Annotated in this window: 7 protein-coding genes and 1 pseudogene; 1 reads left to right on the forward strand and 7 read right to left on the reverse strand. The window is 70.6% G+C overall.

From position 1 onward, the window contains the following. Positions 1–6: 6 nt before the first annotated feature. The 7 genes and pseudogenes from ACPYN4_RS12970 to ACPYN4_RS13000 all read right to left on the reverse strand — a co-directional run bounded on the left by ACPYN4_RS12970 (position 7) and on the right by ACPYN4_RS13000 (position 16,150). Positions 7–6,105 (reverse strand): Ig-like domain-containing protein, encoded by a 6,099-nt coding sequence (locus tag ACPYN4_RS12970; RefSeq protein ID WP_424446576.1) that lies wholly within the window; start codon positions 6,103–6,105, stop codon positions 7–9. Between the two features lie 274 nt (positions 6,106–6,379). Then, entirely contained in the window at positions 6,380–8,737 is a 2,358-nt protein-coding gene (locus tag ACPYN4_RS12975) for an ATP-binding cassette domain-containing protein (protein ID WP_424446578.1), read from the reverse strand. 133 nt (positions 8,738–8,870) lie between these two features. Beyond that, positions 8,871–9,452, reverse strand: coding sequence for a DNA-3-methyladenine glycosylase I (locus tag ACPYN4_RS12980; protein WP_287272055.1), 582 nt, complete (start codon positions 9,450–9,452; stop codon positions 8,871–8,873). A gap of 36 nt (positions 9,453–9,488) precedes the next feature. Then, positions 9,489–11,594, reverse strand: a complete 2,106-nt coding sequence (locus ACPYN4_RS12985) for an acyl-CoA dehydrogenase (protein WP_287272057.1) — start codon at positions 11,592–11,594, stop codon at positions 9,489–9,491. Positions 11,595–11,907: 313 nt separating this feature from the next. Next, positions 11,908–13,460 (reverse strand): annotated as a pseudogene (locus tag ACPYN4_RS12990) (glycoside hydrolase family 3 protein); the annotation flags it as partial. A 102-nt stretch (positions 13,461–13,562) separates the two neighbouring features. Further along, on the reverse strand, positions 13,563–15,656 hold the full coding sequence (recQ, locus tag ACPYN4_RS12995) for a DNA helicase RecQ (protein ID WP_424446579.1): 2,094 nt from the start codon (positions 15,654–15,656) through the stop codon (positions 13,563–13,565). Positions 15,657–15,808: 152 nt separating this feature from the next. Beyond that, positions 15,809–16,150, reverse strand: a complete 342-nt coding sequence (locus tag ACPYN4_RS13000) for a hypothetical protein (protein ID WP_287272061.1) — start codon at positions 16,148–16,150, stop codon at positions 15,809–15,811. Between the two features lie 145 nt (positions 16,151–16,295). Between ACPYN4_RS13000 and ACPYN4_RS13005 the strand changes: the two genes are divergently transcribed. Then, a complete protein-coding gene (locus ACPYN4_RS13005) occupies positions 16,296–17,330 on the forward strand; it encodes a hypothetical protein (protein WP_424446580.1) in 1,035 nt (344 codons plus the stop codon). Positions 17,331–17,614 lie beyond the last annotated feature (284 nt).

Below are 17,614 nucleotides of genomic sequence, written 5' to 3' on the forward strand. Positions count from 1 at the left end.
GGCGCACTAGTTGCGTGGCCAGTTGCGTTTCTCGGTGTCGACGGAGCTGCCCCAGCCCAGGACATCCACCCACACGTCGTAGCCGTCGGCTCCGAGGTAGCAGGTGAGCTCCTGCGAGCCGCTGCCGCCGCTGAAGTTGACCGGGTTGTCGTACGAGCCGACACGCCCGGTCGAGGCCTGGCAGCGGACGTCCTTCGTGCCGAGGTCTTCCGCGTTCTGCCAGTTGACGACGAAGTGGTAGCAGCCGTTCACGCAGCCGGCGTTCTCGAAGCTGCCCCGGGTCACCCAGATCCGCGGCGCCGGCTTCGGGTCGCTCGTGGCCGAGGCCGAGGCCGTCGTCGTCTGGCCCTCGGCGGTCGTCCGCACCGAGATCGTGCGGGTCACGCTGTAGCCGACGCTGTAGCTCTCGCTGCCGCTCGCCGCGACGGTGCGCCAGCCCCGACCGTCGTCGGTGTTGATCTGCGTCGTGATGTCGCGACCGTTGCGGGCGGGCGAGCTCCAGCTCATCGTGATCGTGCGGTTGCCGCCCGAGGCCGAGGCCTTCGGGTTGCCGATCGGCCCGTACGGCGCCACCTTGTTCGACGTGTTCGAGGCGCCGCTGGCGAACTGCGAGCCGTCGACCGTGGAGACGGCGCGCACGCGCACCGAGTAGCTGCCGTTGTTGGCGACCTGGCTGCCCGAGATCGTGCCCGAGCCGTTCGTGCCGCCCGACGCCCAGTTGCCGCTCCAGGCGCCGCCTTCGACGGAGTACTGGTACTGGATCTCGCCGGCGGTCGCGCCGTTGGCGGCGCCCGCCGTCCACGTCACGCCGACGGAGTTGTTGCCCGCCGTCGCGGCGACACCCGTCGGAGCACCCGGCGCCGTGACGCCGCGGCGCGGCGCGGACGTCGCACTGTACGCACCCCAGCCCGCCTTGTTCTCCGCCCGCACATCGAACGTGTAGTTCGTCGTCGACGTGTCGACCACGACGTTCTGGCTGGTCTGCCCGGCCGCTACCGGCACGGTCTTCACGACGGTCGAGCCCTGCTTGACGCGCAGTTCGTACCCCGCGATGGCGTCGCCGTTGTTCGCGGGCTGATTCCACTTCACCTGGATCTGCGCCTGGTTGCCGACCGGGTCGACGAGCGCCGTCGTCGGGGCGTTGGGGGCCGCGGGAGGCGCCGCGGGGACCATCGCTGCCGACCACGGGCTGAACTCGCTGGGGTCGGGCGCGCGGTTGTGGGCGCGCACTCGCACCTGGTACGACGAGCCGTTCTCCAGGCCGTCCCACGTGAGGCTCGTCCCGGTGACACCCGTCTTCTGCACGATGCCCGACGGCGGCGCCGGCGAGATCTCCAGCGTGTACGACTCGACGGGCGACCCCTCGGTGCGCGGCGGCACCCAGGTGACGGTGAGGCTGCGGTCGCCGAACTTCAGGGTCGGCGGGGCCGGTGTGTCGGGGCGCACGTCGGGGCGCGCCGTCTCCGACGGCACCGACGGGTCGGAGGCGCCGACCTTGTTGGTCGCGATGACCGTGAAGTTGTACTCGACGTTGTTCGTGAGCCCATCGAGGGTGCACGTCGTCGAGGCGCACTGCTTCATGTAGCCGCCGGTCGTCGAGGTCACCGTGTAGCCGGTGATCGGCGAGCCGTTGTCGATGGGTGGCGTCCACGACAGCACGACGGTGCGGCTCTGCACGCTCGACACGACGGGCTTGCCGGGCGCGTCGGGGCGCCCCTGCACCGTGATGCGGATGCGGCCTTCGACGGCGCGGTCGGCGTCCTCCGTGGCATCCATCACCCGGTAGCGCACCACGACGGTGCCGACGTAGGTCTTGTTGCTCGTGACCTCGACGCGGTCGCCCTTCAGCGTCACCTGGGCCTCACCGGTCTCGAGCACGGCGCTGTCGAGCGTGAGGGGCTTGTCGGGGAACGGGTTGACGTCGTTGGCGAGCACGGCGACCGACTCGGTCGAGCCCTGGTCGGACTGTTCGATGACGTCGTCGTTCGCGCTCGCGAGCTGGCGGGTGGATGCCGTGACCTCGACCGAGATCGTCGCCTCGGCCGGCTCGGTCTCGCCGTCGTCGGCGGTGACCGTCAGCAGCGCCCGTGTGCCCTTCGCCGTGTTCGCCGCGGCGGAGACCCGCAGCGTCGTACCGTCGACATCGGCCGTGAGCCCCTGGGGGGTCGAGCCCTTCAGCTCGAACGTCAGGTTGCCCTGGTCCTCGGGGTCGGGGTCGGTCGCGAGCGCGGCGAGGTCGAGCGCCGACGCCTCCTCGCCCGGCGCGACGTTCATCGAGGCGCCCACCATCGTCGGCGACTGGTTGTCGGGCGGCAGCACCGTGATCGGGATCGTGAGCGTGGCCTTGCGGCCGGCGGGATCGTCCGGCCCGTCGCCGTCGGTCACCTCGAACGTCAGCGCATCGGTGCCGAAGTAGCGGTCGGCGGAGGTGTAGACGAGCGTGCGCTGGTCGGTGAACAGCTGGTCGCCGTTCGCGTGCGCGGCCGTGACCTTGGCGGCCTCGGTGATGACGACGTCCTTTCCTCCCGCGGCGCGCACGTAGTCCTTCAGCGGCAGCTCGATCGTCTCGCCGCTCTTGACCTCGACGGCGTTGGTGGAGATGAGGCTCGGCGGCAGCTCGCTGAGGGCGGGAACGCGGATGAAGGCGGATGCCGACTGGTCGTCCTCGTCGGTGACGGTGTAGGTGATCAGCTGCGCGGTCTCGCCGAGCGTCACGCGCACCGTGCCGTCGCGGAGGACCCGGGCGCCGTCGCCGCCGGCGCCGAGCGTGACGGTGAGGGCGCTCTTGGTGCCGTCGGGGTCGTCGTCGTTGTCGAGCACGGCGACGTCGGCGGTGCCATCGTCCTGCACGTCTTCGGCGCGGACACGGTCGTCTCGGGCGATGGGGCGCTCCAGCGGCACGTCCTCGTCGACGGTGATCTGCACGCTCGTGGTCGCGCGCAGTCCGCGCTCGTCGGTGATCGCGTACTGGACCGAGGTGTTCATCTCCTCGTCGGGCGAGGTGATCAGCAGGTACTTGCCGCTCGTCTTCGCCTTCAGGCCGGGGACACCGTCGGGCACCGTGACGGCGTCGTCGGGGGCGAAGCCGACCTCGTCGCCGTCGGGGTCGGTGTCGTTCGCGAGCACCGGCAGCGCCACTTCGCGCCCGGGGCGCATGACCACGGCATCCCGCACCGCGTAGGGCGCCTGGTTGGTCGAGGCGGCCGGGGCGATGCCCACCTGGATCGTCGCGGTGCCCTCCTTGCCCAGCCGGTCGCGGACGCGATAGGTGAAGGTGTCGGAGCCGATCGCGTCGTCGTAGGCCTCGTAGGTGAAGCTGTTCGACGTCGTCTCGGCGATGCGGCCCTTCTTCGGAGCGTCGGCGATGCCGACGAGCTCGACGGAGTCGCCGTCCTCGTCGATGCCGTCCAGCGGCACCGGGATCTCGACGCGAGACGCGCTGAGCGTCCGGGCGGTGAGGTCGCGCGGGCGCGGGGCGGAGTTGGCCTCGTCGTTGCGCGGGAGGATCTGGATCGTGACGTAGGCGGCATCGTGCTGGCCCGTGGAATCCACGGCCTGGTACGTCGCGTAGACGGTCTTCGGCTCGTCGCCGGCGCGGAAGCGGATGGTGTCCTCCGACACGAACGCCTCGCCGTCGGCGGCGTCGATGAGCGGCGGCACGAGGTCCGGCTCGACATGGATGGTGTCGCCGTTGGGGTGGTAGTCGTTCTCGAGCACCGGGATCGTGACCGTGTCACCGGCGCGGACGACGACCTGGTCGTCGTTGGCCACCGGCGGCCGCAGTCGCGCGGGGGCGGGCACCGGGATCACGACGATCTCGCCGTCGGCGGACTGCGAGCCGTTGGAGATCGTGTAGCCGACCCGCACCTGCGTGTCGATCGACGCGAGGTCGGTGATGCGGATGGTCTCGTGACCGAGGACCGCCGCGGCGACGCCCGTGCCGGAGTCGACCGTGACCGACTGCACGACGAGGATGCCGCCCGCGGGGTCGGTGTCGTTGGAGAGCACGTTCACGAGCACCTCGCCGCCGCTCGGCAGCAGGGCGACGTCGCGCACCGCGACCGGGGGCAGATCCTCGTTGGACTCCGGCAGCACGTCCACGCGCACGAGACCGGGCACCGAGTTCGGCCCCGCGGAGACGAGGTACTGGGCGTAGTAGGTCCCGGGGGCGGCCGCCGTGAAGGTGAAGGTCTTGTCGGCGAAGTCGGGCGTGATGGTGGCGCCGGGCACCTCGTCGACGCGGGTCAGGCGCAGCTGCTCGCTGCCCGAGCTGGTGTCGTTGGTCAGCGGCGCGACGGTCACCGAGCGCCCGACGCGGGTGACGACGTGGTCGGCGTTGGTGATGGGCACGGTCGTGCCGAGCGGGCGGATGTCGTAGCGGGCGACGCCGGCGCCGCGATCGGTGCCGTCGGAGACGACGATCGGCACGTCCTTGCGCCCCTGCACGCCGCCGATCGCGCGGTAGGTGATCTGCCCGTCAGAGGTGAAGTCGGCCTCGTCACCGCCATCGGCGACCACGTCGAGCAGGAAGATGTCGTCGCCGTCGGGGTCGATCCAGTCCGGCAGCACGTTGTACGAGGCCGTGCCTCCCGACTCGACGGTGATGGGAGTCGTGCGCTTCTGCACCGGCGCGGAGTTCACGTCGAACGGGTGGACGGTGAGGGTGACGGATGCCGTGGCCTCGCCGCCGCGGCCGTCCTGCACGGTGTACCGGAAGCTCGTGGACCCGGTGGCGTCGTCGGGCGTCGTGATCTGGAGGGCGGCGCCGTTGTGGATCGGCTCGACCGTGCCGAAGCCCGGGACCTGCGAGACCGCCGCGACGAGGACGTCGCCGTCGGCGTCCGTGTCGTTGTCGAGCACCGGGAGCACCGTCGTGCGGCCGGGACGGATGCCGTATTCATCGTCCTGCGCGACGGGAGGCGTGTTCTGGTCGGTGCGCTCGGGGAGGGTGGTCTGCACCGTCTCCTCGGTGGTCTCCTCCTCCTCTTCGCCCTCGCCCTCCGGCGGCGTGATGTCCTGCCAGTTGTCGACGCGCTGCATCGAGTCCGACGCCATCCACGCTGCCCCGCCGAACACGTCGTTGAGGACGACCACGTCGCGGTTGACCCGGAAGCGCAGGATGCTCGTCGGCTCGATGCCGGGCACCTCCTGCACGACGTCGTCCGCCTCGCCCGGGCAGTCGCGCACGTAGCGGCCGGACCCCGACCATGCGCCGTAGGCGCACCCGGCGACGTAGACGGGCTGCGCGGCCGTGCCCTTGGCGCCGCCGGCATCCGTCGTCACCGGGTCACCGCCGCCGAGCGGCACGCGCACGAGCGCCGTCGGGGTCGCGAGCGTCACGGCATCCGCCGTGCCGGAGGGCTCCTGCAGCACGGCATCGGCGGGGACCTCGACCCGCGAGCCGTCGCTGCCGTAGAGCGTGTTCGTGTCGTGATCGAGCACGAACGCGATCGTGCCGACGACGGTGATCGACAGCTCGTGGTCCTTCGCGACGCCCTCGAGGGTGCGCGAGGACTTCTCGACCGTCGCGCCCTCGTCGCCGGGGCCGTAGGAGCGCAGGGCGCCGTCTTCGGCGGAGACCGCGTAGACCGTGCCGTCGACACCGACCGCCACCTGGGCGTTCTCGCCCACGTCGGCGACCGGTTCGCTGCCCTCGGCGCCGATGCCGCTGACCGCAGTGAACGGGCTCGCCCACAGCGACCCGGACGGCTCCAGGACGGCGACGGTGCCCGACCCCATCGCGATCTCGGAGCCGGGGGCGATGTCGGCGGAGTCGGACATGATGACGCGCGCCGGGTCGATCGCCGAGATGGAGGATGCCGTGCCGTCGACGACCAGCACGCGCGAGCCGCTCTGCAGCAGGTCGTAATCCGCGGAGCCGGTGCGCAGTCCGCCGTCGAGGACGCGGGAGGAGTGGTTGAAGTGTCCGACGAGCAGGCTCGACTGCTTCGTGACCCACACGCCGCCGTCGTTGAGGTCGACCTCGGTGGTGGGCTTGCCCTCGTAGGCGTAGGCGAAGTAGCCGACGGTGAGCGCCACAGCGGTGACGACAGCGGCCGAGGCGAGGGCGCGCGGACGCGCGCGAAGCCACGCAAAGGACTTCATTGAGGCTCGGCTCCCCCTCCGGACTCGGTTGTTGCGTGGCGTCGGGACCTGGTGCTGAAGCAGGCGCACACTCGTGCAGACGCCGTTAGCCTACGTCACACTCCCGCGCGCACCGAAACGCCGGGCATGGGGAGAACTGCCCATCCCCCGGCATCCGCCCCCCTGCGCGAACCCTCGCCCCTGGACCGACCCCTCACTCCCAGAGCGTGCCGGAGATAAGGGTTCGTCCCGGGAGGGAGGGTTCGGCGGGGTGAGCGAGGCGGGACCGGACCGCTCAGGCGTCCACGTACCGGGCGAGATGCTGGGCCGTGAGCGTCTCACCCTCAGACACCAGGTCGGCAGGGGTCCCCTCGAACACGACGGTGCCGCCGTCGCGGCCGGCACCGGGGCCGACGTCGATGATCCAGTCGGCGTGAGCCATGACCGCCTGATGGTGCTCGATCACGATGACGGAGTTGCCGGCATCCACCAGCCGGTCCAGGAGCGCCAGAAGGTTGTCGACGTCCGCGAGGTGCAGGCCCGTCGTCGGCTCGTCGAGGACGTAGACGGCGCCCGTCTTCGCCATCGAGATCGCGAGCTTGAGGCGTTGCCGCTCGCCGCCGGAGAGGGTGTTCAGCGCCTGGCCGAGCGTGATGTAGCCGAGCCCGACGTCGATCATGCGGAGGAGCGTCGTGTGGGCGGGGCCCTTCCCCAGGAACGCCGCCGCCTCGTCGGCGCTCATCGCGAGCACCTCGGCGATGGTGCGGCCGTCGAGGGTGTACTCGAGCACGTCGTCGCTGAACCCGGAGCCCTCGCACAGCTCGCACCGGGTCTCGACGCTCTGGGTGAAGCCGAGGTTCGTGATGATGACACCGAGCCCCCGGCAGGCCGGGCACGCGCCCTCGGAGTTTGCGCTGAACAGCGCCGGCTTCACGCCGTTCGCCTTCGCGAACGCCTTGCGGATGTCGTCGAGGATGCCGGTGTACGTCGCGGGACTGGACCGGCGCGACCCCTTGATGGGGGTCTGATCGACGACCACGACCTCGGCGCTCGGGGGCAGGCTGCCGTGGATCAGCGACGATTTGCCGGATCCGGCGACGCCCGTGATGACGGTCAGGATGCCGAGGGGCACATCGACGTCGACGTCTTTGAGGTTGTGGAGGTTCGCACCGCGGATCTCGATCGCGCCCGTGCGGGTGCGGGTGGCGGGCTTGAGTTGCGCACGGTGGTCGACATGGCGGCCGGTGACCGTGTCGGAGGCGCGGAGCCCGGCGACGTCGCCCTCGTACATGATGCGCCCGCCGTGACGGCCGGCGCCGGGCCCGAGGTCGATGACGTGGTCGGCGATCGCGATGACCTCGGGTTTGTGCTCCACGACGAGGACGGTGTTTCCTTTGTCCCGCAGCAGGAGCAGCAGGTCGTTCATGCGCTGGATGTCGTGCGGGTGCAGACCCGTGGACGGCTCGTCGAACACGTAGGTCATGTCCGTGAGGCTCGATCCCAGGTGGCGGATCATCTTGGTGCGCTGGGCCTCGCCGCCCGAGAGCGTCCCGCTGGAGCGGTCGAGCGAGAGATAGCCGAGTCCGATGTCGACGAAGGAGTCGAGCGCCTGGGTGAGGCCGGCGACAAGGGGCGCCACGGCCGGGTCGTCGATCGTGGCGACCCAGGCGGCGAGGTCGGTGATCTGCATCGCCGCGGCATCCGCAATGCTCACTCCGGCGATCTTCGACGAGCGCGCGCCGTCGTTCAGGCGCGTTCCCCCGCATGCCGGGCAGGGCATGAACTTGACGGCGCGGTCGACGAAGGCGCGGATGTGGGGCTGCAGGCTGTCGCGGTCCTTCTGCAGCATCGACTTCGTGACCTTGGGGATGAGTCCCTCGTAGGTCATGTTGATGCCGGCGATCTTGACCTTGGTCTGCTCTTTGTGGAGGAAGTCGTGCAGTTCGGCCTCGGTGTAGTCGGCGATGGGCTTGTCGGGGTCGAGGAACCCCGATTCGGTGAAGCCCTTCACCATCCAGCCGTCCGGGTTGTACCCCGGGACGCGGATGGCGCCCGCCGCGAGCGACAGCGACCGGTCGAGGAGCTCATCGAGGTCGATGTCGCTGACCTGGCCGAGCCCCTCGCACGCGGGGCACATGCCGCCGGTGATCTCGAACGAGCGGCGCTCCTTGACCTTCTGGCCGCTCTTCTCGAACGTGACCGCGCCGGCGCCGGAGACCGACGGCACGTTGAAGGAGAACGCCTGCGGCGAGCCGACGTGGGGAACGCCGATGCGGCTGAAGAGGAGTCGCAGCATCGCGTGCACGTCGGTCGCGGTGCCGACCGTCGAGCGGGCGTTGGATCCCATCCGCTCCTGGTCGACGACGATCGCGGGGCTGATGTTCTCGAGCGCGTCGACGTCGGGGCGGCTCAGCTGCCCCATGAACTGCTGGACGAACGTCGGGTAGGTCTCGTTGATGAGGCGCTGCGACTCGTTCGCGATCGTCCCGAACACGAGGCTGGACTTGCCGGAGCCGCTGACCCCCGTGAACACCGTCAGCCGGCGTTTGGGGATCTCGACGTCGATGCCCTGCAGGTTGTTCTCGCGAGCGCCGATGACGCGGATGACCTCGTGCGAGTCGGCGATGTGCGCGGGCTGCGGTTCGGGTGCCATGGCGACAGTCTGCCCTGCCCGGCCGCGGTCTCGGGGGTCACGCGTGCGTAACTCTGTCCGCCCGCGCTGCGGCAGCGGGAGCCGCCGCGGAATCATGCGCCCGCGCGCCGCCGCGCGCGGGCGGCAGACTGAGTTAGGCCCGCGCGCGATGGCAGCCGACGAGGTGATCGTCGACCATCCCGGCCGACTGCATGAGCGCGTACATCGTCGTGGATCCCACGAAGCGGAAGCCCGCCTTCCGGAGCGCCTTCGATAGGGCGTCGGATGCCGCGGTCACCGCCGGCACGTCGGCGAAGGCCCGCGGCCGGTCGGCCTCGGCCCGCGGCGCGGGGGCGAACGACCACATCAGCGCGTCGAGCTCCCCCGGCGCCATCGCCACGACCAGGCGAGCGTTGCCGATCGTGGCGAGGATCTTCGCGCGGTTGCGGATGATGCCGGCATCCGCCATCAGCCGTTCCACGTCCGCGTCCTCGAACGCGGCGACGGCAGCGGGCTCGAACCCGGCGAACACCTCACGGAAGCGCGGGCGCTTGCGCAGGATCGTGATCCATGACAGTCCGGCCTGAAACCCCTCGAGGCTCATCTTCTCGAACAGGGCGCGGTCGCCGTGCAGCGGCCGACCCCACTCCTCATCGTGATACCTGCGGTACTCCGCGTCGTCACCGACCCAGCCGCAGCGGGACAGTCCGTCGGGGCCGATGCGCAGGTCGTTCACCCGGCCAGCGTATCCACGGGCGCCGACGCGCCCGCGTCACTTCTTCTTGAGCGACTTCTCCGACACGGGCGCAGAACCGGATGCCGCAAGGTCGGCGTAGTGCGCCCGCGCCTCGTCCTGCCGCGCGCGCTCGGCGCCCGAGGCGATGGGCGCCCGGACGTGCTCGGGCGCGAAGGCGAACGCGTCGACGAGATCCTGCGCGTGGGGGCGCAGGCGGCGGCAGAGCCGGTCGATGTACTTCGACACCGACGCGGCGCGCTGGGTCGAGAGCCGTCCGTTGATGAGGTGCCAGGCGAGGTGCTTCTCGATGAGCGACAGCCCGAAGAGGTCGCGCAGCCAGGTGAGCACCTGCGCCGTGCCCTCGTCGTCGACGCGGGCGATCCCGTCGGTGAACGCCTCCCACTGCAGCAGCTCCGCGTGAGCCCGGGCCGCCTCGATGAGCTCGGCCTGGTTCGCGTTGAAGATCTCGGCGGCCTCGGCCGGAGAGGCCTTGGATGCCGGGCGCAGCCGCCCGGCGATGTCGGCGATCATCTGCTGCACACGATCGGCGAGCAGGTCGTGCTGCTGCTCGGCGCGCAGTCCCAGTTCGACCGAGCGCGCGGTCGAGCCCAGGTCGGCGACGGCCTGACCGAACTGGCGGAGGCCCGCGCCGTGGAACACCCTGCCCGCGGTCTGGCGAGCGGCGAAGGAGGCGAGCTTCGCGGCATCCGCCCCCTTGAACTGCTTCGCGTAGTCGCTGAGCAGCCGCTTGCCGACCAGCTGCAGCAGCACGTTGTTGTCCCCCTCGAACGTGACATAGACGTCGAGGTCGTGGTGGAGGCCGACGAGCCGGTTCTCGGCGAGGAAGCCGGCGCCGCCGCACGCCTCACGGCACTCCTGGATGGTGTCGAGGGCGTTCCAGGTCGACAGGGGCTTCAGGGCCGCGGCGAGGGTCTCGAGATTCTCGCGCTCGGCGGGGGTGTCGGCGCGGCCGCTGAAGACGCCGTCGAACGTGCGCAGCAGCTCGTCGCCGGCGAAGAACTGGGCGTACACCTGCGCGAGCCGCGGCAGGAGGCGGCGTTGGTGCTTTCCATAGTCGAGCAGCACGACCTCGTCGGTGCCGGCCCCGGAGTCGAACTGGCGACGCTGGTTCGCGTAGGTGACGGCGATGTGGAGGGCGAGCGCCGTGCCGGTGGTCGCCGCGCCGTCCAGCGACACGCGCCCCTGCACGAGGGCGCCGAGCATCGTGAAGAAGCGGCGGCCGGGGCTCGGGATCTCGGACGAGTACGTGCCGTCGGCGGCGACGTCGCCGTAGCGGTTGAGCAGGTTGAACCGCGGGATGCGGACGTGGTCGAAGTGCAGCCGACCGTTGTCGATGCCGTTGAGGCCGCCCTTGACGCCGTCGTCCTCACCGCCGACACCCGGGAGGAAGTTCCCCTCGTCATCGCGGATCGGCACGAAGAAGCAGTGCACGCCGTAGTTCACGCCGCCGGTGATGAGCTGCGCGAAGACGGTCGCGGCCTTGCCGTGGAGCGCGGCGTTGCCGAGGTAGTCCTTCCAGGCGCCGCGGAACGGCGTGTGGATGACGAACTCCTCGGTGGCGGGGTCGTAGGTCGCGGTGGTGCCGATGGCCGCGACATCCGAGCCGTGCCCCGTCTCGGTCATCGCGAACGCGCCCGGCAGTTCGAGGTCGATCACGTCGCGCAGCCACGCGTCGTGGTGCTTCTTCGTCCCGAGCTGGTGGATCGCGGAGCCGAACAGTCCCCACTGCACGCCGGACTTGATCTGCAGGCTCGGATCGGCGAGCACGAGTTCCATGAACCCGGCGAGGTTGGCGCCGTTGTTCTCCAGGCCGCCGTACTCCTTCGGGAACGCGCGGCGCGAGCCGCCCCGCTCGACGAGGAGTCGCAGCTGGCCGAGCACGCGGTCACGGTGTTCCGGCATGGGCTGACCCTCGATGCGCCAGAACGCGGGGTCCTTGATCATCTCGCGGGCCTCGCGGCGGGTCTCGCCCCATGTCCCGAGCAGCAGGTCGGTGACGGTGTCGAGGTGGATGCGGGCTTCGTGCGCCTCGTCGGCGGAGTGCGCGGCGGTCGGTGCGCCACCGGCGGGAGTGCGCTTGCTGGTGGCGGGCTTCTTGGGACGGACGGCGGCGTCGGTCATGGCGGGCCTTTCGACAGCGGACAGGGAGAGTCACTGTCGACGGTAGGAGTGCCACAACGTCTCCGCAAACCCGTTGCGCAGCGTCCACAACGACCGCGCGCGCCACGGCATCCCTCCTGTGTGAGACCCACACCCACGAAGGGTGAGACTCAGTGTCATCGCGGGGCAGCTGGGGCGCTCGGTCGGGCGCCGGTCGCGGCGGTGTCTCGCGCCGCCGACGTCGCAAAAGCAGGCTGAAACGCATCCTGCCGACCGTCAGCGGCCCGCGGGAGTCGATCCAGCCTGCTTTCGCGACATCATGCCGCGGTGCCCGCTACAGCGAGAGGCCGTGGCCGAACCGGAACAGCGGGTCGGCGGTGTCGAACGGCACGTCGGGGCGCGACGCCTCGACGGCGGCCATCGAGCTAGGGATGTCGGACGGCAGCTTCCCCCGCGCTGGCGCCGCGCCGCTCAGGACGTCGAGGAGGGCCGTCGGGTGCGCGCCCCAGTTGCCGGTGGCGGCGGCGGCCACCTCGACGATCGGGCCGAGGATCGCGGGCCGGTCGAGGAACACGTCGACGACGGTCGGCACGGATGCCGCGACCTCGCGGATGTGGGCGAGGGTCTCGTCCGGGAACTCCAGCGACCCGGCGTGGAAGAAGTTCTCGAACATCGATGAGCGCTGCTCGTACGGCGCCGCGATCCGCAGGAGGGCGAGGTCGGCCTCCGCCGGGGTCGCGACGACCCGGCCGTACGTTGCAGCGACCTCGGCGTCGATGCCCTCGACGTAGAGCTTCGCGCCGCGCGCGAACGGCAGCGCGCCGGCGTTCGACAGCACGGTGATCGACGCCCGCTGCGCGTCGAGGCCGGCGGCGCGATGCTCGGACGCGCCGACGATCGACGCGGCAGCCGCCTCATCGACGTAGGGGTTCTCGAAAAGGCCCAGCGCGAACTTCTCACGCAGCAGGCGCCGCGCCGACACGTCGAGGCGCTCCTCGGACACGAGGCCGTCGCGGACGAGTCCGATGAGGAGGGAGGGGTCATGCTCGCCGCCGAACTGGTCGGCCCCGGCATCCAACACCTTCACCATGCGCTCGGCGGGGGTGAGGTCTTCGACGCCCCATGCCCGAGCGGCGAAGTCGGTGCCCATGATGGGCTGATCGGTGATGTGTCCCCAGTCGGTGCAGACGATCCCGTCGAAGCCGTAGCGCTCGCGCAGCAGGCCCGTGAGGACACCCTTGTTGAAGCCGAAGCCGACCTCCTCGTACTCGGTGCCGACCGGCATCCCGCAGTACGGCATGATCCGGCGGCCGCCCGCCGCGAACACGGCCTCGAAGGGCCTCAGGTGCAGTTCGAACTGGCCGCCGGGGTAGACCTGCTCGCGGCCGTAGTCGAAGTGGGGGTCCTCCCGCCGGGGAAGTGCTTCGTCATGGTGCTGACCGACTCGGGTCCGAAGCTCTCGCCCTGGAATCCGCGGACGTAGGCGGCGCCGAGCGCGCCCGAGAGGTCCGCGTCTTCGCCGAAGGTCTGCAGCTGCCGCGCCCAGCGCGGCTCGGTCGCGAGGTCGACCTGCGGATGCAGAGCGACGCGGATGCCGACCGCTGTGTACTCGCGGCGGGCGATGTCGGCGAACCGTTCGACGAGTTCGGGGTCGGCGGTGGCGGCGAGGCCGAGCGGCTCGGGCCATTGCGAGAACGGACCGGCGAGCAGTGCCGCGCCGGGGTTCTCGCTGAAGCCGTGGCGGGGGTCGGTGGAGATCGTCACGGGGATGCCGAGACGTGTGGATGCCGCGAGTTCCTGCAACCGGTTGTGCCAGCGCGCGATGAGGGTCGCGTCGCCGGGGACCATCAGCAGGTTGAAGTGGCTCATGTGGCGACCGACGACATAGTCCTCGTTCGAGGCGATGCCGAAGTTCGCGATGCTTGGTTTTCTAGCGATGGGGACGTCGGAGGCAGCCGGGGCCGGAGCCGGTCAGACGGCCGCGCACGCTCAGTGCGCGGCGACGACCTGCAGCACGGCGTCGCCGTAGGCGTCGCGCTTCTTCGCGCCGATCCCGGTGATGCCCTCGAGGTCGGTGACGGATGCCGGGCGTCGCTCGGCCAGCGCGCGCAGCGTCGCGTCGCCGAACACGATGTAGGCGGGAACCCCCTGCTCCTTGGCGACGCCGGCACGCCACGCCCGCAGCGCCTCGAACAGGTCGCGGTCGGCGTCGGCCACGGCATCCGTCGCTCCCTGAGCGCGCCGCGAGGCCTTCGCACGTGTCGCGCCGCCTCGGCCGAGGACGTCGCGCCGGAGGGGCACGGCGGCCTCGCCGCGGAGCACGGCCGCGCCCTCCTCGCCGACGGCGAGCACGCCGTATTCGCCCTGCGCGACGATGACGCCGCGGGCGAGCAGCTGGCGGATGACGCTGCGCCAGTCCTGGTCGCTGAGGTCGGCGCCGAGCCCGTAGGTGGCGACCTTGTCGTGTCCCTGTTGGCGGATGCGGTCGGTCGACGCGCCGCGGAGGATGTCGATGAGGTGCCCTGCGCCGAACGCCTGTCCGCGCTCGCGCTGCAGGCGCACGATCGTCGACAGCAGCTTCTGCGCGGGAACGAGGCCGTCCCACGTGTCGGGGGTGTCGAGGCAGGTGTCGCAGTTGCCGCAGGGGCCGGATTCCTGGCCGAAGTAGTTCAGCAGGTTCTGCCGGCGGCACGACACGGTCTCGCAGAGCGCGAGCATCGCGTCGAGGTGCTGGCCCAGCCGCATCTTGTAGGCGCGGTCGCCGGGTGACTGGTCGATGAGGCGGCGCTGCTGCACGACGTCGCCGAGGCCGTAGGCCATCCACGCCACCGCGGGCTCGCCGTCGCGGCCGGCGCGGCCGGTCTCCTGGTAGTAGCCCTCGACGGACTTCGGCAGGTCGATGTGCGCGACGAAGCGGACGTCGGGCTTGTCGATGCCCATGCCGAACGCGATCGTGGCGACCATGACGACGCCGTCTTCGCGCAGGAACCGACTCTGATTGCGTGCGCGGATGGCGGCATCCAATCCCGCGTGGTACGGCAGCGCGTCGACGCCTTGCGTGCGGAGGTACTCGGCGGTCTGCTCGACCGATTTGCGGCTGAGCGCGTAGACGATGCCCGCACTGGCGGCCGGCTGCGCGCGCACGAAGTCGAGCAGCTGGCGACGGGGGTCGACCTTGGGGACGATGCGGTACTGGATGTTGGGGCGGTCGAAGCTCGCGACGAAATGGCGGGCGGCGGGCAGGCGCAGCCGCTCGGTGAGCTCCTGATGAGTGGCGCGGGTGGCGGTCGCGGTGAGCGCCATGCGGGGGACGTCGGGGAAGCGCTCGGCGAGGTCGCCGAGCGCCAGGTAGTCGGGGCGGAAGTCGTGGCCCCACTGGCTGACGCAGTGGGCTTCGTCGATCGCGATGACGCTCAGCCGCCCGCGCTGCAGCAGCTGCGTGGTCGCTGCGCCGCTCAGGCGTTCGGGGGCGACGTAGAGCAGGTCGAGCTCGCCCGCGAGGAAGGCCTGCTCGACGCCCGCGCGCTCGGTCGGGCTCTGGGTGGAGTTGAGGTAGGCCGCGCGCACGCCGTTGGCGATGAGGGCGTCGACCTGATCATGCATGAGGGCGATGAGCGGGCTGATGACGAGGCCGGTGCCAGGTCGGACGAGCGCGGGCACCTGGTAGGTGATCGACTTGCCGCCGCCCGTGGGCATGAGCACGACGGCGTCGCCGCCGGCGATGACGTGGGCGACGATGTCCGCCTGGTCGCCGCGGAAGTCGTCGTATCCGAAGACCTCCTTGAGCACGGCCCGCGGGTCTTTGCCGGTGTGCTCGGCGCGCGGGGTCACGGGTGCGCTCGCGGTGGCGCTCGCGCGAGGAGCGGATGCCGGGGAGGGAGCGGTCGGGCGATACGAGGGAGCCGCCGCGTCCTGTGAGGCGCTGCGAGTCGCGCGTGCGAGCGCCCCGCCATACCCGTCGAAAACGGGATCCGGCGGTGGAGGGGCGTCGAACTCGTCGGGCGGAGTCAGCTCGTCGACATCCCACGGGACGTCACCGTACGGGTCGTCGAACACCGCGTCGCGCACTCCCCGATCAGTCACTCTCCCAGGCTAACCGGGGCAGCGGACACGGGCAGTGGCGAGAGGCTCTTCGCGGCGATCCGGGCGGCGAACGAGATCCACAGCGCCATCGACCCTGCCGCCCACAGGGACTGCTCGGCCGGTGTGGGACCGTACGGGGGCAGCGGCGAGTCCTACTCCGGGGCCACGCTGCGCATGCGCCGCACTGACAGCACACCGTTCGCCACGGAGAGAAGCGTCACGGCGTCGCCATCTTGAGCCTCGATCGTCTCCATGATGTGCACCGAAAGAAGAGCGAGCGCTGCCAGGACGCCGGAGCTGTCGTCTCCCACGTCACCGAGCGCCAGCAGTCCATCGGCTGCGTTTCTAGCGGCGTACTCGCTGAGGCTTGCCTCCGTTGCGAGGATTCGAACGGGAGCACCCGCGGTCGGCCTTATGACGAAGCCGGCGGCGTCCATTCCCTCCACGGCAAACCAATCGCCGAGCATCACGCTCAGGTGGTGCTGCAGGCTCACGCGGTAATCATCGCAGGACGCTGCGGATCGGCATGTGCGCGCTGCACGGTAGGGGATGCTCCTCCGAGGCGAATGTGGGGATCTCTCCTGCACAGGCATCCGCGATGCTCGCACACTGCTCGATCAGGCCCTGAGGAGGAGACCCGTGACCGAACGGATCGACAGGCTGGTCGCAGCGAAAGAGGCAATCCCGGCGGCCCTCTTGGCTTTCGACCTCGACGACCTCGATGACTTGCGGGCGCGGGCCGCGGACCCTGGCCGCGCCGACTGCGTGCGGGCGATCGAGATACTCGCGCAGGTGGTTCCGGTCGAAGCTCTCGCCCCCGCAGCGGCCGTTCTTGCCGCCGGCGACCCGGGGCGAGCAGCTGCGGCGCTCGATGCGATTGTGCCCGCCGATGAGGCAGCGATACCGCTCGCGCTCGCAACGGCGGTCGCTCAAGACGAGGTTGTCGCTCGTGCGGCGTGGCTGACGCTTCAGCAAGTCGGGCGCAGTGCGGCGCTGCCGGCGCTCGCAACTGCGGCCCTGGCGACCGTTCCCGATGCTCAGCCGCAGGCTGCGTTCGCGCAGTCCGTCATCGCTTGCCGCGCAGGCCTCACCGGATATGAACTCGCCGACCCCACGCCAGATCGAATCCTCGACCTCGCCCTGGGGGAAGATGCCCGCGTCATCGAGATCTCCCCGGCGACCGACCCGGACTTCGCGATCCTCTCAGGCATGTTCACCCCACAGACCTATCTCCTCGCACTGACGCAAGCAGCGACGAAGACCATGACCTGTGCGGGCGTCGACATGCTGCTCGCGCTGGATTCCAACGTGCTCCTCGCCGGCCCGAGCACGTTGCTCCAGGGCCCGTCACTTCTGGCGATCGTCGGCGTGCTCGATCCCTTTCACGTCACGTGCTCGGTGGGTCTTCTCGTATTCACCCGCCCCGACGGCGCGGGCGGCATTCGAGTGACAGTGCATGATCCGGGCGGCACGGTGATCTACGCGGGCGCGGGCGCGACGTCGGGCGACGCAATCACCTTGGAGGTGCGAACTGTCGCCTCACCCGGGGCCGCGACCGTGGCGATCAAGGGTGTTCTGACGACTGCGGGGCTCGAGATGACCGACGCCAGGTCGGCAACACGAGTCTCACCACTCACGCCCAAGACCGAACCGTCAACCGACCTCGACGGCTAGCTGCGGGTTGACGGGTCGACAGGTCGACGCAGACTGTTTCACCCACGTCCATGACGGGATCCGTATCCGGGCGATGCGCAGTCAGGGGGTGTTGCGGGCGTGAGGTGATCGTGCGGGCGAGGCGAGGCGCCGTTCATTCGCGCAGCGACGACGATCGGCGTGACGTCTCCCGCGCCTCCACCACGTAGCGGGCGACCCGGGAGGCGCGGTCGCTTCCTCGGGCCCTCTACGTGAGAGGCAGATCGGTGAGGCAGGTGGGGTCATCCGCGCCAGTGGAGATGGGG

Origin of the sequence: Microbacterium sp. CH-015, from assembly GCF_049707015.1 — a bacterium.
Classification (GTDB): Bacteria; Actinomycetota; Actinomycetes; order Actinomycetales; family Microbacteriaceae; genus Microbacterium; species Microbacterium aurum.